Raw genomic sequence first — 22,530 nt, forward strand, 5'->3', positions numbered from 1 at the left:
CGCCCATCCCCTCGGCGGGCACAGACTCGCGGGCACAGACTCTCGGAGGACCCACCATGCCCTCGGCAGCCGCGGACATGACGGACGAACAGCGCAAGGCGCTCGTCACCGCCTACCTCAAAGCCTTCGACAACGGCGGCACCGGCCACGACGGCACCCCGGTGCTCGACTTCTTCGCCGAGGACGCCGACTTCTTCTTCCCCAAGTGGGGCCTGGCGCACGGCAAGCCGGCGATCGAGAAGATGTTCGGCGACCTCGGTGGCTCCATCAAATCGGTCCAGCACCACTTCTGGACCTTCAACTGGATCCTCTCCGGGACGGACCTCCTCGCGGTGGAGGGCACCACGCACGGCGAGCACCGGGACGGCCCGTGGCGGGCCGGTCAGCCCGAGTGGGGCGCCGGCCGGTGGTGCGGCGTCTTCGAGGTCCGCGACTTCCGGATCCACCGCGCCTTCATCTACCTGGACCCCGACTACGCGGGCCAGGACATCGCCCGCTACCCGTGGCTCTGAGCCCGGACGCGCCCGCCACCCCGCACCGCCGCCCCACCCGCCCACCGCCCACCGCCCGAGGAGCATCATGGACGTCCTGGCCGCCCTGGAACGCAAGCACAGCCTGAACCTGTTTCCGATCGAGAACCGGCTCTCGCCGCGAGCGGCCGCGGCGCTCGCCAGCGACGCGGTCAACCGCTACCCGTACTCCGAGACCGACGTGGCCGTCTACGGCGACGTCAGCGGCCTGAACGGCGTGTACGACTACTGCGTCTCCCTCACCAAGGAGTTCTACGGCGCCCGGCACGCGTATGTGCAGTTCCTGTCCGGCCTGCACACCATGCACACCGTGCTCACCGCGGTGACGCCGCCCGGCGGCCGGGTCATGGTGCTGGCCCCCGAGCACGGCGGCCACTACGCCACCGTGACGATCTGCCAGGGCTTCGGCTACCAGGTCGAGTACGTGCCGTTCGACCGGCAGGCACTGGAGATCGACTACGCCGCACTGGCCGAGCGGACGGCCGAGCACCCCGCCGACGTCATCTACCTGGACGCGTCCACGGTGTTGCGGATGCCGGACGCCCGGGCGCTGCGCGCCGCCGCCCCCGGCGCGGTGCTCTGCCTGGACGCCTCTCACCTGCTGGGCCTGTTGCCGGCCGCGCCCGAAACGCTGGTACTGGACGGCGGGTTCGACAGCATCTCCGGCAGCACCCACAAGACGCTGCCCGGACCGCAGAAGGGCCTGCTGGTCACCAACAGCGACGCCATCGCCGAGCAGGTGGGCGGCAGGATCCCGTTCACCGCGTCGAGCTCCCACTCGGCGAGCGTCGGCAGCCTGGCGATCACCCTGGAGGAGCTGCTGCCGTACCGGGAGGACTACCCGCGCCAGGTGATCGCCAACGCGCGCGAACTGGCCCGGCAGCTGACGGCCCGCGGCTTCGACGTGGCGGGCGCGGAGTTCGGCTTCACCGACACCCACCAGGTCTGGGTGCACCACCCCGAGGGCAACACCCCGCACGAGTGGGGCCGCCTGCTCACCGCGACCGACATCCGTACCACCACGGTGGTGCTGCCCAGCAGCGCCCGCTCCGGACTGCGGCTCGGCACCCAGGAGTTGACCCGCTGGGGCATGAAGGAGCACGACATGGCCACGGTGGCCGAGCTGCTCGCCCGGCTGCTGCTGCGCGGCGAGCCGTCCCGGGCGGTGGCCGCGGACGTGCAGGACCTGGCCCGGTCCTTCCCCGGGGTCGCCTTCGCCGGCCGGCCCGCGCCACTGGCCGTGGCCTGACCGGTCGCGCGGACGCGCCGCGGCTGGCCACGGCCGCCGGTCGGCACGTCCCCGCGGCGGCGCGGAAGGGAAGGAGCGCTGCTGCCATGTCCGATTCCACCCTGAGCGGAGCACCGGTCTGCACGGACCGGTTCCGATCGGTGCTGAGCCACTACCCCACCGGGGTGGTGCTCGTCACCGCGCCGCCGCCGGCCCCGGCGCAGTCCCCGCCCGCGATGATCGTCGGTACCTTCACCTCGGTCTCGCTGGACCCGCGCCTGGTGGGCTTCCTGCCCGCCAAGTCCTCGACCAGCTGGCCGCGGATCCGCGCGGCCGGCCGGTTCTGCGTCAACGTGCTGGCCGCGGACCAGCAGCAGGTGTGCCGCAGCTTCGCGGCCCGCGACCCGGCCCGCTGGGAGGTGCCGTACCGGCTGACCCCGGCCGGCTGCCCCGCCCTGCTCGACGCGCTCGCCTGGCTCGACTGCGAACCGGCGGGCGAGGTGGACGCGGGCGACCACTGGTTCGTCACGGCCACCGTCCGCGACCTGGCCGTGCAGCGGACCGGCCCGCCGCTGGTCTTCCTGCGGGGCGGCTACGGCCGGTGCGTCATGTGACCCGCGTCCCGTCCCGCCACGGCCCGGGCACCGTCACCCGCCGTCGTCCTCCTCGGTACGCTTATTACGGCCGCGTAGGCGGCTGCCTGATCACCGGCAACGAGGACGGCGTCAAGTACTGCGCCGTGAACGTCCTCTACAGCCTCCAGCACCTGGGCTACACCGTCCCGCCCCAGGCCGACGCCGGATGGATCGGAGAGGCGGGCCCCGGCCCCTCGTACTCGCCGCCGCGAGACCGCGCCCGTTGTCCGCCGCGCGGCGGGTGCGCGAGCGAGTGCACAGACGGCTTCGCCAGGCCTGGGAACGGCACGGTTTCTCCCGGCTCGCCGAGGGTGTGTACGCCTGCCGGATGGAGCCCTGACCACCGAACCGGCCCCGTCCGTGTGCATCCCTCAGCGGTGAACGGACGGGGCCTTGGTCGGCTGCTCGCCGACCAGGGCCCTTGCCGTGTCTCAGACTTCGCCGAGGGCGACGTTCGGGTTCGTCAGGCGGTCGGCGTCCACCGCGCGCTTGGAGACGATCAGTTCGCGGATCGGGTCGGTGACGTCCCAGACGTTGACGTTCATGCCCGCCAGCACCCGGCCGCCGGTCAGCCAGAAGGCGATGAACTCGCGGGTGGCCGGGTCGCCCCGGAACACCACCTGGTCGTAGCCGTCCGGCTCGACGTAGCCGACGTACTCCAGGCCGAGGTCGTACTGGTCGCTGAAGAAGTACGGGATCCGGTCGTACACCGCGTCCGGGTGGCCGAGCATCGCGCGGGCGGCGGTCTGCGGCTGGTTGACGGCGTTGGCCCAGTGTTCGACCCGCAGGTGCGTGTCGAAGAGCGGGTGGTAGGCGTTGGCGACGTCGCCGGCCGCGTAGACGTCCGGGTCGGAGGTGCGTAGCTGCTGGTCGGTCCTGACGCCGTTGTCGATCTCCAGCCCGGCGGCCTCGGCCAGGCCGGTCGTGGGGGTGATGCCGATGCCGACCACCACCGCGTCGGCCGGCACGGTCGTGCCGTCGCCCAGCCGCACGCCGCTCACCGTGCCGTCGGAGCCGGTGAGTTCGGTGACCTCGACGCCGAACCGCAGCTGGACGCCGTGGTCGCGGTGCAGGTCGGCGAAGACCTGCGCCACCTCCCGGCCCAGCACCCGCAGCAGCGGCAGTTCGGCGGCCTCCAGCACCGTCACCTCGGCGCCGGCCTCCCGGGCCGCGGCCGCCACCTCCAGGCCGATCCAGCCCGCGCCGATCACCGCGACCCGGGCGCCCGGGCGCAGCACGGCCTTGATCCGGTCGCTGTCCTCGACCCGGCGCAGGTAGAGCACGCCGTCCTGGTCGGCGCCCGGCACCGGCAGGCGGCGCGGGGTCGAGCCGGTGGTGAGCAGCAGCTTGGCGTACTCGATCCGGCCGTCGTCGGCGAGCGTCACGGTGTGCCCGGCCGGGTCGATCGCGGCCACCGCCGTGCCCAGCCGCAGCGTGACGTCCTGCTCCCCGTACCACTGCGGCGGGTGGACGTAGATCTTCTCCCGGGGCGTCTTGCCGAGCAGGTACCCCTTCGACAGCGGCGGCCGCTCGTACGGGCGGTCGTGTTCGTCGCCGATCAGGACGATGCCGCCCCGGTACCCGGCCTCGCGCAGCGCCTGTGCGGCCTTCGCGCCGCCCAGGGACGCCCCGACGATCACGATCGGCCGCTCGCGCCCGTCGTTCTCCGTCGTTCCCGCCGTGCCCGTGCCCATGCTGAACTCCTCGCTCTCCGGCCGGAATCAGGGGCCAGCCTGCCGCCGTCCGGGTGGCGTGTCGAGGCCGTGCCGGGCGCGCCGCGCCATGCTCCCCCGTACGGGTGAACGCGATCCGGTGCGCGGGGGCGGTCAAAGAAGCCGCTACGGGGTCATCGCCTCCCGGACCAGCGCGGTGTCGGCGAACTGCTCGAAGCGGACGATCCGGCCGCCGCGCACCGTGAAGTGGTGGGCGACCCGGACCGCGAGCGGCTTTCCGGTGATCTTGTGGACGGCCGTGTAGCGGGCCAGCACCACCACGTTCTCGCCGTCGACCACGTAGGTGTCGTCGTGCGCCGTCCAGTTCTCCCAGGCGGCGGCCAGGCGCTCCATCACGTTGGCGGTGACGCCCTTCGGGGTGCGGTAGGTGCCGGCCAGCGGGAAGCCGGCCATCTCGGTCCACTCCACGTCGTCGGCGAGCGTGGCGCGAAGCGCGGCCAGGTCGCCGTGGGCGGAGGCCAGGTACTGGCGGCGGACCACGTCGGCCGGGGCGGAGGACTCGGCGAACGAGGCGGTGTCCCTCGGGATCTCGATCATCGTCGCTCAGCCCCAGGCCATCTCGCCCATGGCGACCTTGGTGCCGAGGTCGACGGCGATCTTCAGCCCCAGGTCGGGGAAGCGCCGTTCCAGCGCCTCCTTCGCGGCGGTCGCGTCCGTGGCCCGGCCGATCTCGGTCTCGAAGGCGCGCAGGTAGTCCCGGGTGTGGCGGACGGAGGTGAGGTCGGTGGCCGCGCCGGCGGTGCGGTGGCCGGCCGCGACGAACTGCGGTTCGAGCGCCTCGATCCCGTCCAACAGGTCGATCCAGGCGGCGCGTTGGGGCGGTTCGGGGGTGTCGGCGGTCCACACGTGCAGGCCCTCGAAGAGCAGCACGCCGCCGAGCACCGCGTGGTGGTGGTGCTGCCAGAGGTAGTGCCGGTCGGGCAGGTGGAAGTCGGCGCCGCGCAGCTCGAACCGGTGCCCCTCGAAGACGAGTTCGTCGCCGTGCAGCACCTCGGGCCGGACCAGCCGGGTGGGCAGCTCGGGGCCGAGGTGGGCCCAGGCCTTGAGCTTGCCCTCGAACGTCTCCTGGATGTGCTCGACGGTGGAGGCGGTGGCCAGGAACCGTGCCTGGGGGAAGGCGTCCTGGACCTCCTGGGCGCCGAAGTAGAAGTCCGGGTCCCCGTGGCTGACGAAGACCGCGGCCAGCCGCTTGCCGGTGGCGCGGATGCGCTCCACCAGCCGGCGACCGTCGGAGCGGGTGAACCCGGCGTCCACCAGCAGGGCGTCCTTCGGGCCGGTGACCAGGACGGAGGTCTTGTTGAGCGAGCTGTCGGGGCTGTCGATGATCTCGAAGTCGAGAGCACTCATGGGTCTGTTGTCCTTCCTGCTGCCGGGCACGCCTCGCGGCCAGCATCGGCCTTGCGGGTGCGCTCCGCATCCGGAGGAGGGGCGGGCCGGCCCGATCCGACCCGCGCCGGGGCCGTCACGCCTTCGGGGCCAGTCGCAGCACCGCCAGCGCCCCCAGCAGGGTGGCCCCGGCCAGCACCGGCCACAGCACCTCCGGGCCGGCCGCCAGCAGCGCCGTCAGTGCCGCCGGCGCCGCCGCCCGGCCCACGCCCGAGGACAGCTCCCAGCGCGCCAGCGCCCGCCCCAGCAGGTGCGGCGGGGCGGCGGCCGTCACCAGGGCCGTCCCCGCACCGGTGTAGAGGATCTCGCCCAGCGTGAACACCACCGAGACCGCCGCGACGCCCGCCGCACCCGCCGTGCCGCCCAGCGACCCGGCCGCCCAGTACCCCAGGTAGGCCAGCGCCAGCGTCACCCCCGAGGCGGCCAGCACCGCCCGCCGCGAACGGTCCGCGAGCCGCAGCACCAGCACCAGCTGCAGCGCGATCACCAGCACCGTGTTGCCCACGAACACCCCCGACGACCACGCCGGGGAGGCGTGCAGGTGCAGCACCAGCAGCGCCGGCAGCGCCACCTCCAGCACGTCGAAGCAGAACGCGTACGGCAGGTTGGCGAGGCTCAGCAGGCTGATCCGCCGCAGCGACTCGCCCTGCTCCCGCACGTCCACCGCCCGGTCGGCGGCCCGCTGCGGCGCGCGCACCCGCAGCGACAGCACCAGCGCGGCGGCGGCCAGGCAGGCCGCACCCGTCGCCCCGGCCAGCACCCGGATCGCGCCCGCCCCGCCGGTCACCACCAGCGTGGCCAGCAGCGCCCCCGCGCCCAGTCCCGCGTTGCGCAGCGACCGCCCGGCCGCCAGCGCGGCGTCCCGCAGCCGGCCCTCGGTCAGCGTGCTGACCACCGCCGCGTGCGTGGTCGGCCAGGACTGGCTGCCCACCCCGATCAGCACCGACGCCGCCACGAACCCCGGCAGGCCGTCCGCGACCAGCAGCGCCAGCGCGCCCGCCGCCCGCACCGCCAACGTGGCCGCCGCCGGCAGGGTCAGGGCGCCGCGGTCGATCCACCGGCCGGTCAGCGGCACCGCCAGCAGGCCCGCCACCATCCCCGCCGACATCGCCAGCCCCGCCGCCGCCGCGCCCAGGTGCAGCACCCCGATCCCGTACAGCAGCAGGAACGGCCGCAGCAGGCCGGAGCCCACCGCGTCCACCACCAGCGCGGCCGCGTACCGGGGCCCGCCCGCGGCGGTCAGCAGCCGCAGCAGCGTGGACGGGCCCCCGGGGCTCGTACCGATCGGCGGGGCCGGCGGCAGGCCGTCGCGGACGGCGGCGTGGTCATGGACGGACTTCTCCTGGATCAGGCTCATGGCCGGTACCGTCCGCCCTGCCCGGCCCGCCGGGCACGTCGATTGACGCTAACCGTCAATCGGCGCGGGAGCGGATCCGGGCGGGTGGCAGGATCGCCGTCGTGGGCGAACCGATCATCAAGAGGCGCGGGTGGGCGAACGCCCCTGCCGGGAGGAGCACGGCGGACGCATGAGCGTGACCATCGACATCACCGGCCTGCCCGACGAGCGCCTGCTCTTCACGCCGTCCCCGCTGGGCGAGCTGACCGCGATGCTGGACGTCCTCGCCGAGCCCGCGCACCACCCCGCGCTGCACGGCTGGGCGTCCAGCACCGCCGCGACGATCCCGCCGGAGCTGTCCGAGCGGCTGCTGGAGGCCGACTTCCTCTGGCGCTCCTCCCGCGCCGACTTCCTCGTCCCCGGCCTGCCCGGCGCCACCCTGGCCGCCGAGCTCGACGCCGTCGACCGGATGGACGACGAGCTGTACGTCGCCGCCGCCCTCGCCAGCACCTGCGGCTCCGCCCGGCCGGCCCGCCGGGCGCCCTCCCCGCTCACCGACCCGGTGGCCAACGAGCGGGCCCGCGAACTCGCGCTCGCCCGGGGCCCCCGGCAGGCCGCCTTCGCGGACCGGCTGCTCGCCGACCCGCCCGCCGTCCGGGCCCTCGTCCGGCGGATGCTGGAGGACTGCGAGTCCGCGTTCTTCGCCGACGCCTGGCAGCGCGTCCTGCCCGCCCTCGCCGCCGACGCCCGGCGCAAGGCCGACCTGCTGGCCCGGCGCGGCCCCGCCGAGGCGCTGGCCGCGGTCTCGCCCTCCGTCGCCCTCGACCAGAGCGCCGACGGGCGGCGGCGGATCGTCATCGACAAGCTCCAGGACAACGCCACCAGCGGCACCGAGGGCGGCGGCGTCACCCTCATCCCCACCGCCTTCGGCCGGCCCCACCTCGTGGTGGTGTACACCCCGGGCTGGCGTCCCGTCCTCCAGTACCCCGTCGCCGAGGCGGGCATCCCCGAACCCGTCTCGCTGGCCCTCGTCCAGCAGCGGCTGGAAGCCCTCGCCCACCCCGTCCGGCTGCGCCTGGCCCGCACCATGGCCCGCGGCGCGCACACCACCGGCGAACTCGCCTCCGCCTGGCAGCTCAGCGCGCCCGAGGTGTCCCGGCACCTGACCGTCCTGCGCAAGGCGGGGCTGCTCATCACCCAGCGGCGCGGGCGGTACATGCTCTACCAGCTCGACCTGTCCGGCAGCGCCCGGCTCGGCTCGGACTTCCTGGAGGCGTTGCTGCGGTGACCGGTGGCGTGGTGACCGGCGGACCGGCGGGCCGGGAACAGGTGAGCGGGAACAGCGGGGGAGCGGAACGCGTTCGTCCGGGCATGACCGACGACGCCTCACCCCGCATCCTGCGCTACGCCGCCTTCACCACCCGCCCCGAGGGCGGCAACCCGGCGGGCGTCGTACTCGACGCCGCAGGCCTGACCGACGAGCGGATGCTCGCCATCGCCGCCGAGCTCGGCTACTCCGAGACGGCCTTCCTGACCGCGGGAGCGACCGAAGGCGCCTACGGAGTCCGGTACTTCAGCCCGCTCACCGAGGTGCCGTTCTGCGGCCACGCCACGGTCGCCTCCGCCGTCGCGCTCGCCGCCCGCACCGGCCCCGGGCAGTACGTCTTCACGACGGCCGCGGGCGAAGTCCCCGTCCAGGTCGACCAGGACGCGGAGGGCGTGCTGCGCGCCACCCTGACCAGCGTCGAGCCGCAGGTGGAGGACGTGACCGAGGCCGACGTCGACGAGGTCCTCGCCCTGCTCGGCTGGGCCCGCACCGACCTCGACCCGACCCTGCCGCCCCGGATCGCCTACGCCGGCGCCCGCCACCTCGTCCTCGCCGCCGCCGGCCGCGACCGCCTGGCCCGCCTCGACTACGACTTCGACGGCCTCGCCGCCTACACCCGGGCCCGCGACCTGGTGACCCTCCAACTCGTCTGGCGCGAGGCCCGGGACGTCTTCCACGTCCGCAACCCCTTCCCGGTCGGCGGCGTCGTCGAGGACCCGGCCACCGGCGCCGCCGCGGCCGCCTTCGGCGCCTACCTGCGGGAGCAGGGCGCGGCGGCGGCCCCGGCGGTGCTGACCCTCCATCAGGGCGAGGACCTGGGCCGCCCGGGCGTGCTCCACGTCGAACTGCGGACGGGGGACGCCCGGATCAGGGTGTCCGGCGCGGCGGTGGCGATCCCGTAGCGCGAACGCGATCGTCCCGGTCCCGGCCCGGGGCGTCCGGAAATTCGCTCGCACACCGGGCCCGGGTGGGCGAAGCTGCCCGGATGCAGCGAGCGAGCGAACGCACCGTCACGGTCCATCTCACCCACGGGGCCGAGTACTTCGGACCCGTGGGCCCGTTCCAGGCGGCGGGCGGGTGGTGGTCGTCGGTGGACGGGGTGGGCGCGCGGGTGGCCGAACTCGCCGGGGTGCCGGTGCTGGTGCTGCGGCTGGTGGAGGGGCGGAGCGAGCAGGGCGGGCACGGCGGGCACGGCGGCCGGGTGTGGTACCACGCCGAGGCGCTGGAGCGGCCGACGGCCGTCGAGGCCCGGCCGCTGGACGCCGGGACGGCCGCGCTGCTCGGCCCCGCCGAGCGCCGCGCGGCCTGGGCCACGCCGGCCGGGCTGGGGGAGGCGCTGGCCTGGGCGGAGGCGGAGCTGGCCGGGGCCGGCCGTCCGGTCGCCGGCCCGGCGCGGCAGATCCGGACCTGGAACCTGTCGGGCCTCCTCCGCCTCCCGACGGCCACCGGCCGCGACGCCTGGCTGAAGACCACGACGCCCGCCTTCAACGCCCGGGAGGACGAGGTGATCGCGCTGCTCGGCGGCGTCGACCCGGGCCTCGTGCCGCCGGTGCTGGCCGCCGACCCGGCGGGCGGGCGGCTGCTGCTGGACCACGTGCCCGGCGAGGACTGCTGGTCGCCGTCCCTCGACACCGTCGAGGAGGTGGTGCCCCGGCTGGTCGCCGCCCAGGCGGCGCTGGCCGCCGACGGGCGAGCGGTGAAGGCCGGGCTGCGCGACCGGACGCCCCGCACCGTGCTCGCCCAGGCACAGGCGCTGCTCGACCGGCTCCCCGGCGAGACCGACCTGACGCCCGGGGAACTGGCCGACGTCCGCCGACTGGTCGCCGAACTGCCGGCACTGCTGGAGGAGTTGGCGGCCTGCGGCCTCCCCGAGACCCTGGTGCACGGCGACTTCCACCCCGGCAACTGGCGCTCCGACGGCGAGCGTCCGGTGGTCGTCGACTACGCCGACTCCTGCCTCGGCCACCCCGCCCTGGACGGGCTGCGCCCGCGCGCCTACCTCGCGCCGGAGCGCTGGCAGCACTTCGTCGAGGTCTGGCTGAAGGCCTGGAGCGAGCACGCGCCCGGATCCCGGCCGTGGCGCGCGCTGAAGCTGGTCGAGCCGCTGTACCACCTGTCCTACGCGCTGCGCTACCAGGAGTTCCTGGACCACATCGAGGAGAGCGAACGCCCGTACCACGCGGGCGACCCGGCCGCCGAGCTGCGCGCGGCACTGGCCTGCGGCGTTCCCGACCTCACAGGTCGGAACACCTAGACTGCCGGGGTGGATCGGACGACGCCAGGCCCCGTGCTCCCGGAGCTGCCGCTCCAGGAGCTGGAGTGCTTCTCCGTCCTGGTGCGCCAGTTGCACTTCGGGCGGACGGCGCAGCTGCTGGGAGTCTCGCAGGGCCGGGTCTCCCAGCTGATCAAGCGGCTGGAGGGCCGGGTCGGCGCCCCGGTGTTCGAACGGACCAGCCGACGGGTCGAGTTGACCGAGCTGGGGCGCGAGCTGGCCGAGCAGGTGGTGCCCGCCGTCGACCGGCTCCGGGCGGGCTTCGAGGCGGCCCGCGCCCGGGCCGCCTCGACGGACCGGCCGCTGCGCCTGGGGTTCCAGTGCGCCGTGTACGAGCCGGTGGCCAGGGCGATCGCGGGCCTCGCGGAGGGGGCGGCCCAGCTCGTCGAACTGTCCTGGGGCGATCCGTTCTCCCACCTGGGCCGGGGCGAGATCGACCTGGCCATCGTGCTGTCCCCGTGCCGGGAGGACGGCCTGCGGGTGCTGCTGGAGTTCTCGCGGCAGCCGATGTACGTCGCCCTCTCCGCCGGGCACCGGCTGGTCGGGGCGGCGAGCGTCTCCGCGGACGAACTGGCCGGGCTGGCGCTGATCGAACCGCGTGGGCCCGCCCCGGACTACTGGCGCCGGGCGAACGCCCCGCGGCGGACGCCGGACGGGCGGGAGCTGGCCTACCCGGCGGGTGCGGCCACGCTCCAGGAGGGGCTGTCGACGGTGGCCAGCACCCGCCTGGGGCTGCTGCTGTGCGAGGCGAGCACGGCGTACGTCCAGCGGCCGGACATCCGCTATCTGCCGGTGCCGGACCTGGAGCCGTCCACGCTGCTGGTGGTGCAGGGCGAGCGCCCGCCGCACCCGCTGGCCGGGGCCTTCGTGCGGGCGCTCACCGCCGTGGGCGCGTGACGGCGGCGAGCAGCAGTCCGGCCGCCGTGACCAGCGCCGCCGTGAGGAGCACGGCGTGGGTCCCGGCCCGGTCGATGACCAGCCCGCCGGCGAGCGAGCCCAGCGCGATGCTCGCGTTGAACACGCCCGCCCACAGCGCCGCCGAGGCCTCGATCCGGGCGGGGTCGGCGATCCGGACCCAGGTCTGGGTGGAGATCGAGACCCCGCCGTACGAGGCGCCCCAGACGACGAGCGCGATCAGCACCGCCACCACGCTCCAGGTGAGGAGCGGCAGGAGGGCGGTGGCGAGCGCGACGCCCGCGAGGGCGGTGGTCACGGCCGCCTTGGGGTGCCGGCCGGCCGCCGGGCCGAGGGTGAAGTTCCCGGCGACGCCGGCCAGTCCGTAGACCAGCAGGCAGGCGGCGATGACGCCGCTGCTCAGGCCGGCGTCGAGTTCGAGCACCGGCCGTACGTACGTGTAGCCGGTGAAGTGGCCGAGCACGACCAGCGCCGTGACGGCGAGTCCGGCGGCGACGCCCCGGCTGCGCAGCGCGTCCGCGATCCCGTCGAGCCGGCCGCGCTCGTGGACGGGGAGGGCGGGGAGCGTGCGGGCGAGGACGGCGGCGGACACCGCGCCGAGCAGGGCGAGGGCCCAGAACGCGGAGCGCCAGCCGAGCAGCGCCGCGAGGTAGGTGCCCAGGGGGACGCCGAGCACCGAGGCGATGGAGACGCCGGAGAAGATCAGCGTGGTGGCGAGCGCGATCCGGGGCCCGTCGGCGAGGCGTGGGCCGAGCCCCGCGGTGATGCCCCACACGACGCCCATCGCGAGGCCGAGCAGGACGCGGCCGGCGGCCAGCACGGGGTAGCTGGGGGCGAGTGCGGTGAGCGCGTTGGCCAGCGACAGCAGCAGCATGAAGGCGACCAGCACGTGCTTGCGGTCCCGGAGCCCGATGAGCGCGGGAACGAACGGGGACAGGGCGGCGGCGAGGAGCCCGGTGATGGTCAGGGAGAGCCCGGTGACGCCGTCGGAGACGCCGAGGGTCTTCGAGACGGGGGTCAGCAGTCCCACGGGCATCATCTCGGCGGAGACCACGGTGAAGGTGGCGAGGGCCACGGCGGTGATCGGTGCCCAGCGGGGCGGGCTGCCGGGGGCGGCCGGGGGAGCGAGGGTGTCGGCGTCGGTCATGGGGCCAGCCCATCAGCCGCGCCGAGGGCGGAACAAGATCGATGAGCTCATCCGTCGATTAGCCAGGCTCATCGATCCGGGAACACCCCCGGCGCCGTCCGCCATGGTGCGGCGGACGGCGCCGGGGCGCGGTCACTCCGCCGGGGCGATCCGGTAGCCGCCCGCGGCCGAGTAGAGGGTCAGCGCCTCGACCGGGCAGAAGTCGACCGCGTCGGCCAGTGCCTCCGTCAGCTCGGCGCCGTCGGCCGCGTAGTCGGCCACCGGCTCGGCCAGCCCGTCGGCGCCGAGCGCCAGCGAGCCGGGGGCGCTCAGGGCGCACATCCCGGAGCCGATGCAGCGGTCCCGGTCGACCCGGACGACCACCGCGTCGGCGCCCGTCCCCGGGGTGGCCGTCACCAGGCGACCTGGAGGGAATCGGGGCTGCGGGTGAGCAGGCCCCGCCGCCAGTCGATCTCCTCGACCGGCCCGGTCAGGCGCAGCGAGGGCAGCCGGCGGGCCAGGCGGTGCAGGGCGAGTTCGAGCTCCATCCGGGCCAGCCAGGCGCCCAGGCAGTGGTGCGGCCCGGCGCCGAAGGTCAGCATCGGCGCGGCCAGCGGGGAGAACAGCTCGGTGAGCAGGTCCCCGGTGAAGACCGTCGGGTCCTGGTTGGCGGCGACGGTGTCGGCGGCGACGACGCTGCCCGCCGGGATGACCACCCCGCCGATCTCGACGTCCTCGATGGTGCGGCGCAGCAGGCCGGGCAGGTGCTGGCCGTCGCCGAGCGGGACGGCGCGCAGGATCTGCTCGGTCGCGGCGGTCGCGCTGGCCTCGTCGGAGGAGAGCCGCTGCCAGGCCTCGCGGTCCTCGGTGAGCAGGTAGACCAGCGCGTTGCCGAGGCTCGTCATGGTGGTCTCGTGGCCGGCCACGACGAGGCCGATGACCAGCGTGACCAACTGCTCCTCGGTGATCGAGCCGTCCTCGGCCGCGGCCGCCAGCAGGCTGCTGACCAGGTCCTCGCCGGGGTCGGCGCGGCGTTCGGCGATCACCGCGGCGCCGAAGCCGGCGAACTCGGCCATGGCGGTGGCGATCTCCTCGGCCGTGTAGGCGGTGGCGGAGAGCGCGTGGTCGCTCCAGTGCGACAGCTTCTTGCCGTCCAGGTTGTCGAGCCCCATCAGCCGGGTGATCACCTGGACGGGCAGCTTGCGGCTGTAGCCGGCCACGATGTCGGTGGGGGAGCCGTGGTCGATCATCTCGTCGATCAGGGCCTCGACCACCGAGGCGACCCAGGGCCGCCAGCGGGCGATCGCGCGCGGCGTGAAGGCCCGCTGCACGGTGCGGCGCAGCCGCTGGTGCTCGGTGCCGTCGATGTTCAGCAGCCCCTGCGGGCTGTCGAGGATGTTCGGGATGAGGGCGATCGGCGGGGCGTCCGGAGCGTAGAGCGGGGCGCGGCCCAGGCGCGGGTCGGTCAGCACCTGCCGCACGTCCGCGTGGCGGCTGACCAGCCAGACGGGCGTGCCGGTGGGCAGCGCGGCGAGCCGGGGCGGGCCGGGCTCCAGGCGGCGCAGGCAGTGCATCGGGATGAGCGGGACGGTGCCGGTTCCGGCACCGGTCGCACTGTTCTCGGCGGACATCCGTACTCCAGACTCCAGGGCGGGGGGCCGCGCGTGACGGCCCGACGGGGGGTGGAACCGGGATGGTGCGGGGACGGGTGGGGCGGGCCGGCGGGCGGCTCGGCCCGGGCCGGGATCGGCGGACCGGGACGAACGGCGGAGCGGGTGGTGCGGCGGATCAGGACGAACGGCGGATCGGGTGGGGCGAAGGGCGGATCGAAGGCGGAAGCGGAGGCGAACGCGGACCGGAACGGGGGATGGCGCGAATCGTGCGACGGCGTACGGTCGGTACGCCTCGGCGCGGACGGCGCGCGGTGGCGCACCGTCGGGTGGGGCGGATGTGCTGAGCGTGGTCGCGTGGACCGCCTCTGCTACGACCGTACGTGGGCGGCGGCGCGCGCGTCAGCGGCACTTCCAGCCAACGGCGCTCCTTTCCGGGCACTTCGAGGCACGCTGACGGGCGCTCGGCACCGCCCGCGCGCCCTGCCCTGCGGGCCGCGCCGGGGGTCCGGCGGGTATCTCGACGGCATATGACGCCCTCGCGGCCGGTGCGGTGAGCCGGATCACCGGGCCCGCCCCGTCGGCGCCCGTCGCTACGGGCGCTACGCTTCGTGGGCAGTCGTTTGTCGCAGGTCACGCCGGTGCAGAGCCGCATCGGCCGACGGAGGTGGAATCGGATGGCCCAGCAGGTCAAGGCAGTCATCGCGCGCGCCAAGGGCGCGCCCGTGGAGGTGACCACGATCGTGGTGCCGGACCCGGGGCCGGGCGAGGCGGTGGTCAAGATCCAGGCCTGTGGGGTCTGCCACACCGACCTCCATTACCGCGAGGGCGGCATCAACGACGAGTTCCCGTTCCTCCTCGGGCACGAGGCGGCGGGCATCGTCGAGTCGGTCGGCGAGGGCGTCACCGAGGTCGAGCCGGGCGACTTCGTCGTCCTCAACTGGCGCGCGGTGTGCGGCCAGTGTCGCGCCTGCCGGCGCGGCCGCGCGCAGTACTGCTTCAACACCCACAACGCCAAGCAGAAGATGACGCTGCTGGACGGCACCGAGCTGTCCCCGGCGCTGGGGATCGGCGCGTTCGCCGAGAAGACCCTGGTCGCGGCCGGCCAGTGCACCAAGGTCGACCCGGCGGCCTCGCCGGCCGTCGCCGGCCTGCTGGGCTGCGGTGTGATGGCGGGCATCGGCGCCGCCATCAACACCGGGGGCGTCGGCCGCGGCGACTCGGTCGCGGTGATCGGCGTCGGCGGCGTCGGCGGCGCGGCCGTGATGGGCTCGCGGCTGGCGGGCGCGTCGAAGATCATCGCCGTCGACATCGACGACCGCAAGCTGGAGACGGCCCGCAAGCTCGGCGCCACCCACACCGTCAACTCCCGCAACACCGACCCGGTCGAGGCGATCCGGGAGCTGACCGGCGGCAACGGCGCGGACGTGGTGGTCGAGGCGGTCGGCCGCCCGGAGACCTACAAGCAGGCCTTCTACGCCCGCGACCTGGCCGGCACCGTCGTCCTGGTCGGCGTGCCCACGCCGGAGATGACGCTGGAGCTGCCGCTGCTCGACGTGTTCGGCCGCGGCGGCGCGCTGAAGTCCTCCTGGTACGGCGACTGCCTGCCCTCGCGGGACTTCCCGATGCTGATCGACCTCCACCTCCAGGGTCGCCTGGACCTCGGTGCGTTCGTCACCGAGACCATCGAACTCGACGCGGTGGAGCAGGCGTTCGAGCGCATGCACCAGGGCGACGTGCTCCGTTCGGTCGTGGTCCTGTGACCGCGCGCATCGACCGGCTGGTCACCGCCGGGACCTTCGAACTCGACGGCGGCAGCTGGGAGGTGGAGAACAACGTCTGGATCGTCGGCGACGACGAGCAGGCGGTGGTGATCGACGCCGCGCACGACGCCGACGCGATCGAGGCCGCGCTCGGCGGGCGCCGGCTGCTGGCGATCGTCTCCACCCACGCGCACAACGACCACATCGACGCCGCCCCGGCCCTCGCGGCCCGCACCGGCGCGCCGATCCTGCTGCACCCGGACGACCTTCCGCTGTGGAAGCTCACCCACCCCGAGCGCCTCCCGGACGGCGAACTCGCCGACGGGCAGCGGATCGAGGTGGCCGGCACCGAGCTGACCGTCCTGCACACCCCGGGCCACGCCCCGGGCGCGGTCTGCCTGTACGCGCCGGAGCTCGGCACCGTCTTCACCGGTGACACCCTGTTCCACGGGGGCCCGGGCGCGACCGGCCGGTCGTTCTCGCACTTCCCGACGATCATCGACTCGATCCGTGAGCGGCTGCTGTCGCTCCCGGCCGAGACGGTGGTCCGCACCGGCCACGGCGACCCGACCACCATCGGCGCCGAGGCCCCGGCCCTGCCGGAGTGGATCGCCCGCGGGCACTGACGACGAACGGCCCCCGGAGCGCGGCGCGCGCTCCGGGGGCCGTAGCATCGCGATCATGGCCCATGATCCACGCGACCTCGACGACGCCTTCCTCGCCTTCTGGCGCGAGCGTCACATCGCCACCCTGACCACCGCCCGCCCGGACGGCTCGCCGCACGTGGTGCCGGTCGGCGTGACGTACCAGCCGGAGACCGGGACGGCCCGGGTGATCACCAGCCGCACCAGCCGCAAGGCCCGCAACGTGGCGGCGGCCGGCCCGCAGGGCCTGCGGGTCGCGGTCTGCCAGGTGGACCGGGCGCGCTGGTCGACCCTGGAGGGCGTGGCCGTCGTCCGGGACGAGCCGGAGCAGGTCTCCGACGCCGAGCGGCGCTACACCGAGCGCTACCGCGAGCCCCGGGCGAACCCGGACCGGGTGGTCATCGAGATCGCCGTCGACCGCGTCCTCGGCCGGCCCTGAGAGCCCTGCTCCCGGGCTTCCTCACGCGTGGCGCGCGCCCATCCCGAGCGCGAGCTCGCGGGCGTGGTCGGCCGCCGCCGGGCCCCGGCCGGAGTCGGGCGCCTCGGAGAGGAAGACGAGCGCCAGCATCAGCGCGGCGTCCAGCCGGCCCACGACCAGGCACGGATCGTCGTCGGCCGGGGCGGTCGCCGTCCTCGCGTACCCGCTGCGGACCGCCGCCGGGTCGAGGCCGTTCTCCGGGTACCGGGCGTACTCGACGAGTCGGCCGAACTCCAGGGCCGGCGGCCCGAGCAGGGCGTTCGACCAGTCGAGCAGGGCGACCGCCCGCCCCTGGTGGCGGCGGATGTTGGCGCTGCGCACGTCGAGGTGCAGCAGGCTGTCCTCGGTGCAACCGGCGAGGTGCCCGGCGATCAGGGAAGCGGCCGGCGGCTCGGGCCAGTCGTCGACGCGGCGGCCGATCTCGGCCCAGCGGCGCCCGATGCGTGCGGCGATGGCCGCCGCCGTGCCGGTACCCTCCGCCGCGACGGGCCTCAGCCGCGGCGGCGGCACCCGGTGGAGCCGCGCGAGGAGGTGGCCCAGCTCGAAGGAGTCGAGGTCCGAGCCGTCGTCGGGGACGTAGGCGGACAGCAGCACGTCGGGGGCGGCCGGGTCGTCCGCCAGGACGAGCTCCCTCGGCTGCGCGACCGGCAGGCCGTGGGCGGCCAGGTGCTCCGCGATGGCGTACTCCTGCCGGAGCAGGGTGCGGGTGTCCACGTGGGGGTCGTTGGCGTTCGACTCGAACCGCCGGCGCGCGAGCCGCACCGCGACGGGCCGGCCGTCCCGCCCCTGTGCCCGGAACACGGAGAACTCCAGGCCCTTGCCGACGAGTTCCAGGCCGCTCAGGCCCCACCGCTCGGCCACGTCGTCCAACGCGGCGAATCGCTCACTCATGTGCACCTTCGGGGTTTCGCGGTCGCAGGCCGGCCTGCGCCTTCACCACCAGTGTGAAGGCGCCGGGCGGGCACGTCAGGCGTTCACCGGAGTCGGCGCGGGATGGCGTGGGCGCGGCTCCGGCCCGGCTCAGCCCCGGTTGTGGTCGCCGGCCGCGCCGTCGAGGAGTTCGCGCAGGATGTCCATGTGGCCCGCGTGCCGCGTCGTCTCCGTGACCATGTGGATGAGCACCCAGCGCAGCGACACGGCGTCGCCGAACCAGGACGTGCCCAGGTCGTCGAGGTCGAGCTCGCCGATCACCTGGTCGGCGGCGGCGCGGGCGCGGGCGTAGAACACCAGGACGTCCTCGGTGGACTCGTGCGGCTCCACCCTCATGTCGGAGGTCTCGTCGGCCTCCACGTCGAAGGGCAGGGGCCCCGTCTCGCGGCCGAACGTCGCGCAGAACCAGCCCAGTTCGGCACCCCCCAGGTGCTTGACCAGGCCCAGCAGGTTCGTCCCCGACGGGGTCATCGGCCGCCGCAGCTGCTCGTCGTCCAGGCCGTCGAGCTTCCACAGCACCGCGTCACGGTGCCGGTCGAGGGCGACGTGCAGACTCTCCTTCTCAGCACCGGTGAACGGTACGCGCTTCATCATGGGCGGACCGTACCAGCCGCCACCGACAGTGCCGCCGGGCCGGCGGCCGGGCCCCGGCCGGCCACGCCTGCGCGCGGAGCGGGGCCGTCCGCCCGGGGGGTGGCGCCGCGTCAGGCGGAGCGGTGGTAGGAGGTGAGCGAGATCCGCACCGGGCCGTCGTCGGCCGTGGCGAGGACGCGGACGATGGCGATGTCCTGGCCGCCCTGGGCGCGGACGCAGAAGCTGCGGTCGGTGCGCAGGGCGTTGAAGGGCAGGGTGGAGACCGGCTGGGTCTCGACGCCCTTGACGCAGTCGGGGAGGGTGAGCCGGCCGGTCGGCGCGACGTAGGCGTCGCTGTCCTCGGGGAGGTAGAACTCGCCGGCGTGGCGGCCCAGGTACCAGGTGGAGGCGTCCTGGGCGGTGACCTTCCCGGCCTTGAGGTCGAACTCGTAGCTCGGGTCGGGGGAGGTGAGTTCGAGGTCGGTGTGGACGGCGGTGTACCCGGCGGCCGCCGTGGCGGCGGTGGTGGCCGGGGCCGGGGCGGACGGGGTGGTCGTGGCGGCGCCGGCGGACGGGGCGAGGCCGGCGGCGACGTTCTGGTCGTCGAGGTCGTCCAGGTACTCGGGATCGAGCAGGACGAACGCGGCCGCGGCGCCGACGAGGAGGGCGGCGGTGGTCAGGAGCACGGTACGGGTACGGGTGCGCCGGCGCGCGGGGGCGGCGGGCCCGGGTCCGGCGGGGGCCGGTTGCAGCCGGGTGGGCGGCGGGGCGGGGAGGCCGAACGTGGTCGGGGCGTCGGCCGCGGCCCGGGCCGGGGAGAGGACGGTGGCGGGCGGGGCGGGTGTGCCGGGCGTGGTCGGCAGGTCGCTGTGGCGGCGGATCGCGCTGCTGACCTGCTGGGGCAGCCAGTCGTCGGAGAAGCGGAGTTCGCCGCCGGTGGCGGGGTGCCGGCGGGCGGCCTCGATCAGCTCGGCGGTGCCCGGCCGGTCCTCGGGGCGCTTGGCCAGGCAGAGCCGGACCAGTTCGTGCAGTCCGGGCGGCAGCTGGGAGAGGTCGGGCTCCTCGTGCACCGCCCGGTACAGCGAGGCGGGCTCGGGCCCGTCGCCGAAGGGGGGAGTGCCGGAGCCGACGTAGGCGATCAGGGCGCCCAGCGCGAAGACGTCGGTCGCCGGGGCGGCGGACAGGCCGAGGGCCTGTTCGGGGGCCATGAAGCCGGGCGAGCCGATCCGCAGGCCGATGCCGGTGAGCGGGCTGGCGTCGGCGGCCCGGGCGATGCCGAAGTCGATGACGCGGGGGCCGTCGGCGGCGACGAGGACGTTGCCGGGCTTGAGGTCGCGGTGGACGACGCCCGCCGCGTGGATCGCCTGGAGGGCCTCGGCGATGCCGGCGAGGAGCAGCAGGACGGTCCGTTCGGGCAGCGGTCCGTGGTGCTGGACGACCTGCTGGAGGGAGGGGCCGGGCACGAAGGTGGTGGCCAGCCAGGGAGTGGCGGCGTCGGTGCCCGCGTCGACCACCTGGGCGGTGTAGAGGCCGTGGATGCGCCGGGCGCTGGCGACCTCCTGGGCGAAGCGGTGCCGGAACTCGGGGTCCTCGGCGAGTTCGGGCCGGACGACCTTGAGCGCGACCGGCCGCCCGCCGGGGGTGTAGGCCAGGTAGACGAGGCCCATGCCGCCCGCGCCGAGCCGCGCGCAGAGGCGGTAGCCGCCGACCTCGCGGGGGTCGTCCGGGGACAGCGCCTGGAACGCCGTGGGCGACGGGGCGCCGAAGGGCTCTGCGGTCATGCTGGCTCCCAGCGGGTCGTGCGGGTGGGACGGGTGGGACGGGGGAGTGGCGGAGCAGGCGGGGCACGGTGGGACGGGGTGGGGCAAGGTGGGACGGGGCGGAACGGGGTGGGGCAAGGTGGGACGGGGCGGAACGGGGTGGGACGGCGCAAGGCGAGGGCGCGGCGCGCGGTCGGGCCGGGGGCCCGGGCGGACGCCGGCGTCGTGAAGCGCACCGGATCATACCCCGACTGGGATTTCAGTCAGGAATGGGGTCCTCCGGTCGGTCGGTGCCCCCTCCGGGTAAGGTGATTCCTTGTGGCTGACCGTCGAACCTTGATCATGGAAGCGGCTGCGCGGGTCATCGCCCGGCGCGGCGTCCGCGGGCTGCGCGTGGAGGAACTGGCGGCGGAGGCGGGGGTGTCCACCGCGCTGATCTACTACCACTTCAAGGACCGCGCGGGGATCCTCCGCGCGACGCTGGAGTTCATCAACGACCGGGCCGAGCGCTACACGACGGAGCGCGCGGCGGACGCGCCGCCGCTGGACGCCCGGGGCGAGCTGGAGCAGACGCTGCTGCTGGAGCTCCAGGACACCCCCGAGGTGCGGGAGAACAGCACGGCCTGGGGCGAGCTGCGGGCGAGTGCGGTGTTCGACCCCGAGCTGCGGGAGGACCTGGCCCGGGCCACCCTCGTCTGGGTCCAGGAGGTCGCGGAGCTGCTCGGGCAGGTGCGGCCGATGAACGGGGCCGCCGCCCTGGCGGCCTCGGCCGAGCGGCTGACCGCGCTGCTGGAGGGGCTGAGTGTCCGTTGGCTCAGCGGCAGCCTGCCGGTGGCGCACGCGCGTGAGCTGATGGCCGGCGCGATCGAGGCCGAGGTGGAGCGGCTGCGCGGGTAGCGCGCGTCGTGTTCCGGCCCCGGGCGAGGCGGCCCGGGGCCTTCCGGCATGTCGGGCCCCTTTCCGGGGAGGGCCTTTCCCCGTGTCGAGGTCGGCGGGGCAGTTCCATGATCTGGAGCTTGACTGAAAATTCAGTCAATGTCAGAGTTGCGACTGCGGGGCCACCGGTCACTCGGTGGGCAATACTTGATTTGGAGATCCGTCATGAGCAACATCCACGGTGACAACCGCTCCCTGTTCGACCGCCTCTTCGGGGCCCCGCCCCAGCCCCCGCACCAGGCGGAGCACGGGCTGCCGTACGCCGGCGAGGCCGGGCTCCCGCAGTGGTGGGTGGACCGCGACGACGTCCCGCACGCCCGCACCTGGATGTCCTGGCCGTCCCGCAAGTCCGTCTGGGGCCGGCAGCTGGCGGGTGTCCAGCAGGACATCGCGCTCATCGCCCGGACCATCGCCCGCTTCGAGCCGGTGGTCATGTGCGCCCCGGACGACTACAGCGTCCGGGAGGCCCAGGCCCTGTGCGGATCCGCCGTCACCGTGACGGACGCCGTCCCCACCGACGACCTCTGGATGCGGGACACCGCCCCGGTGTTCCGGCGCGACGGCTACGGGCGGCTCGACGCCGTCGGCCTCAACTTCAACGGCTGGGGCGGCAAGCAGACCCACCGGGACGACGCCGAGGTCGCGCGCGGCATCGCCGGGATGCTCCGACTCCCCTTCTCCTACGCGGAGTTCGTCGGTGAGGGCGGCTCGGTCGAGACCGACGGCGACGGCACCCTGATGGCCACCGAGAGCAGCCTGGTCAACAAGAACCGCAACCGGGGCATGAGCCGGGACGAGATCGAGGAGGCCGTCCTGGAGGTGTACGGCGCGGACAAGATGATCTGGGTCCCCGGGATCAAGGGCCAGGACATCACCGACGACCACATCGACGTCACCTCCCGGTTCGTCCGGCCGGGCGTCGTCCTGGTGCAACTGCCCCCGGCGGACCGCCACGACGTCTGGGCCCGGGACGCCCGGGAGCAGTTCGACATCCTCTCCCGGGCCACCGACGCCAGGGGCCGCCGGCTCCAGGTGATCCGGGTGGACGGCCCCGACACCGTCCGCTCGCGCGACTCGAAGTTCGTCGACTCGTACCTGAACTTCCACGTCGTCAACGGGGGCGTGATCGCCGCCCAGTTCGGCGACGTGTACAAGGACGAGGCCGCCCGGCGCACCCTCGCCGAGGCCTTCCCCGGGCGCGAGGTCGTCCAGCTCGACGTCGACCGCCTGATGGCCGGGGGCGGCGGCATCCACTGCTCCACGATGCAGGAACCCCTGCCGTAGCCGCAGCCGTACCCCGCTGCCCGCTGCCCGCTGTCCGCTGTCCGCTGTCCGCCGCCCGCTGTCC

The 22,530-nt window shown here is 74.8% G+C and carries 22 protein-coding genes and 1 pseudogene; 13 read left to right on the top strand and 10 right to left on the bottom strand.

Translation table 11 applies throughout. The annotated features are described in order from the left end of the window. Positions 1 to 56 precede the first annotated feature (56 nt). The 4 genes and pseudogenes from ACFVTF_RS19195 to ACFVTF_RS19210 all read left to right on the top strand — a co-directional run. Positions 57 to 512 (top strand): nuclear transport factor 2 family protein, encoded by a 456-nt coding sequence (locus ACFVTF_RS19195; protein WP_355669347.1) that lies wholly within the window; start codon positions 57 to 59, stop codon positions 510 to 512. 67 nt (positions 513 to 579) lie between these two features. Then, entirely contained in the window at positions 580 to 1,779 is a 1,200-nt protein-coding gene (locus ACFVTF_RS19200) for an aminotransferase class I/II-fold pyridoxal phosphate-dependent enzyme (protein WP_387814869.1), read from the top strand. An 86-nt stretch (positions 1,780 to 1,865) separates the two neighbouring features. Continuing rightward, positions 1,866 to 2,372 (top strand): flavin reductase family protein, encoded by a 507-nt coding sequence (locus tag ACFVTF_RS19205; protein WP_387814871.1) that lies wholly within the window; start codon positions 1,866 to 1,868, stop codon positions 2,370 to 2,372. A gap of 53 nt (positions 2,373 to 2,425) precedes the next feature. Next, positions 2,426 to 2,602, top strand: a pseudogene (locus ACFVTF_RS19210) (flavodoxin family protein); the annotation flags it as partial. Between the two features lie 222 nt (positions 2,603 to 2,824). Here ACFVTF_RS19210 and ACFVTF_RS19215 read toward each other — a convergent pair. From ACFVTF_RS19215 to ACFVTF_RS19230, 4 genes are all read right to left on the bottom strand, one after another. Further along, positions 2,825 to 4,087, bottom strand: coding sequence for an NAD(P)/FAD-dependent oxidoreductase (locus tag ACFVTF_RS19215; RefSeq protein ID WP_387814873.1), 1,263 nt, complete (start codon positions 4,085 to 4,087; stop codon positions 2,825 to 2,827). 144 nt (positions 4,088 to 4,231) lie between these two features. Next, on the bottom strand, positions 4,232 to 4,663 hold the full coding sequence (locus ACFVTF_RS19220; RefSeq protein WP_363587527.1) for a nuclear transport factor 2 family protein: 432 nt from the start codon (positions 4,661 to 4,663) through the stop codon (positions 4,232 to 4,234). A gap of 6 nt (positions 4,664 to 4,669) precedes the next feature. Continuing rightward, positions 4,670 to 5,473 (bottom strand): MBL fold metallo-hydrolase, encoded by an 804-nt coding sequence (locus tag ACFVTF_RS19225; RefSeq protein ID WP_387814875.1) that lies wholly within the window; start codon positions 5,471 to 5,473, stop codon positions 4,670 to 4,672. A gap of 115 nt (positions 5,474 to 5,588) precedes the next feature. Next, a complete protein-coding gene (locus ACFVTF_RS19230) occupies positions 5,589 to 6,869 on the bottom strand; it encodes an MFS transporter (protein ID WP_387814877.1) in 1,281 nt (426 codons plus the stop codon). Between the two features lie 169 nt (positions 6,870 to 7,038). Here ACFVTF_RS19230 and ACFVTF_RS19235 point away from each other — a divergent pair, with 169 nt between their 5' ends. The 4 genes from ACFVTF_RS19235 to ACFVTF_RS19250 all read left to right on the top strand — a co-directional run bounded on the left by ACFVTF_RS19235 (position 7,039) and on the right by ACFVTF_RS19250 (position 11,344). Then, on the top strand, positions 7,039 to 8,136 hold the full coding sequence (locus ACFVTF_RS19235; RefSeq protein WP_387814879.1) for a DUF5937 family protein: 1,098 nt from the start codon (positions 7,039 to 7,041) through the stop codon (positions 8,134 to 8,136). A gap of 83 nt (positions 8,137 to 8,219) precedes the next feature. Further along, positions 8,220 to 9,077, top strand: a complete 858-nt coding sequence (locus ACFVTF_RS19240; RefSeq protein WP_371521934.1) for a PhzF family phenazine biosynthesis protein — start codon at positions 8,220 to 8,222, stop codon at positions 9,075 to 9,077. Positions 9,078 to 9,160: 83 nt separating this feature from the next. Further along, positions 9,161 to 10,429 carry a phosphotransferase family protein gene (locus ACFVTF_RS19245; RefSeq protein WP_387814882.1) on the top strand — a complete coding sequence of 423 codons (1,269 nt, stop codon included), beginning with the start codon at positions 9,161 to 9,163 and terminating at the stop codon, positions 10,427 to 10,429. 9 nt (positions 10,430 to 10,438) lie between these two features. After that, complete coding sequence (locus tag ACFVTF_RS19250) at positions 10,439 to 11,344, top strand: LysR family transcriptional regulator (RefSeq protein ID WP_387814884.1); 906 nt, start codon at positions 10,439 to 10,441, stop codon at positions 11,342 to 11,344. Here ACFVTF_RS19250 and ACFVTF_RS19255 read toward each other — a convergent pair. The 3 genes from ACFVTF_RS19255 to ACFVTF_RS19265 all read right to left on the bottom strand — a co-directional run bounded on the left by ACFVTF_RS19255 (position 11,325) and on the right by ACFVTF_RS19265 (position 14,119). Further along, positions 11,325 to 12,509 carry an MFS transporter gene (locus ACFVTF_RS19255; RefSeq protein ID WP_387814886.1) on the bottom strand — a complete coding sequence of 395 codons (1,185 nt, stop codon included), beginning with the start codon at positions 12,507 to 12,509 and terminating at the stop codon, positions 11,325 to 11,327. The two genes, ACFVTF_RS19250 and ACFVTF_RS19255, sit on opposite strands and share 20 nt — an antisense overlap. A gap of 132 nt (positions 12,510 to 12,641) precedes the next feature. Beyond that, on the bottom strand, positions 12,642 to 12,905 hold the full coding sequence (locus ACFVTF_RS19260; protein ID WP_079136117.1) for a ferredoxin: 264 nt from the start codon (positions 12,903 to 12,905) through the stop codon (positions 12,642 to 12,644). After that, positions 12,902 to 14,119 (bottom strand): cytochrome P450, encoded by a 1,218-nt coding sequence (locus tag ACFVTF_RS19265; protein WP_387814888.1) that lies wholly within the window; start codon positions 14,117 to 14,119, stop codon positions 12,902 to 12,904. Before ACFVTF_RS19265 ends, ACFVTF_RS19260 begins: the two co-directional genes overlap by 4 nt. Before the next feature lie 656 nt (positions 14,120 to 14,775). Between ACFVTF_RS19265 and ACFVTF_RS19270 the strand changes: the two genes are divergently transcribed. Genes ACFVTF_RS19270 through ACFVTF_RS19280 form a run of 3 tightly spaced genes read left to right on the top strand, consistent with a single transcriptional unit; the run spans position 14,776 to position 16,944 of the window. Then, positions 14,776 to 15,861: an S-(hydroxymethyl)mycothiol dehydrogenase gene (locus tag ACFVTF_RS19270; protein ID WP_387814890.1), complete on the top strand. Its 1,086-nt coding sequence runs from the start codon at positions 14,776 to 14,778 to the stop codon at positions 15,859 to 15,861. Then, complete coding sequence (locus ACFVTF_RS19275) at positions 15,858 to 16,487, top strand: MBL fold metallo-hydrolase (RefSeq protein WP_371521948.1); 630 nt, start codon at positions 15,858 to 15,860, stop codon at positions 16,485 to 16,487. Before ACFVTF_RS19270 ends, ACFVTF_RS19275 begins: the two co-directional genes overlap by 4 nt. Positions 16,488 to 16,542: 55 nt before the next feature. Next, complete coding sequence (locus ACFVTF_RS19280; protein WP_387814893.1) at positions 16,543 to 16,944, top strand: pyridoxamine 5'-phosphate oxidase family protein; 402 nt, start codon at positions 16,543 to 16,545, stop codon at positions 16,942 to 16,944. Between the two features lie 21 nt (positions 16,945 to 16,965). Here ACFVTF_RS19280 and ACFVTF_RS19285 read toward each other — a convergent pair whose 3' ends face one another. From ACFVTF_RS19285 to ACFVTF_RS19295, 3 genes are all read right to left on the bottom strand, one after another. Beyond that, entirely contained in the window at positions 16,966 to 17,874 is a 909-nt protein-coding gene (locus tag ACFVTF_RS19285; protein WP_387814895.1) for a phosphotransferase family protein, read from the bottom strand. 129 nt (positions 17,875 to 18,003) lie between these two features. Continuing rightward, positions 18,004 to 18,507, bottom strand: coding sequence for a DinB family protein (locus tag ACFVTF_RS19290; protein ID WP_387814897.1), 504 nt, complete (start codon positions 18,505 to 18,507; stop codon positions 18,004 to 18,006). Positions 18,508 to 18,617: 110 nt separating this feature from the next. Next, entirely contained in the window at positions 18,618 to 20,267 is a 1,650-nt protein-coding gene (locus ACFVTF_RS19295; RefSeq protein WP_387814899.1) for a serine/threonine-protein kinase, read from the bottom strand. Positions 20,268 to 20,588: 321 nt separating this feature from the next. Here ACFVTF_RS19295 and ACFVTF_RS19300 point away from each other — a divergent pair, with 321 nt between their 5' ends. Both ACFVTF_RS19300 and ACFVTF_RS19305 read left to right on the top strand, forming a co-directional pair. Further along, entirely contained in the window at positions 20,589 to 21,143 is a 555-nt protein-coding gene (locus tag ACFVTF_RS19300) for a TetR/AcrR family transcriptional regulator (RefSeq protein ID WP_063350538.1), read from the top strand. Between the two features lie 204 nt (positions 21,144 to 21,347). Beyond that, on the top strand, positions 21,348 to 22,466 hold the full coding sequence (locus ACFVTF_RS19305; RefSeq protein ID WP_387814901.1) for an agmatine/peptidylarginine deiminase: 1,119 nt from the start codon (positions 21,348 to 21,350) through the stop codon (positions 22,464 to 22,466). Positions 22,467 to 22,530: the final 64 nt, after the last annotated feature.

This window comes from Kitasatospora sp. NPDC057940, assembly GCF_042887425.1.
Taxonomy (GTDB): Bacteria; Actinomycetota; Actinomycetes; order Streptomycetales; family Streptomycetaceae; genus Kitasatospora.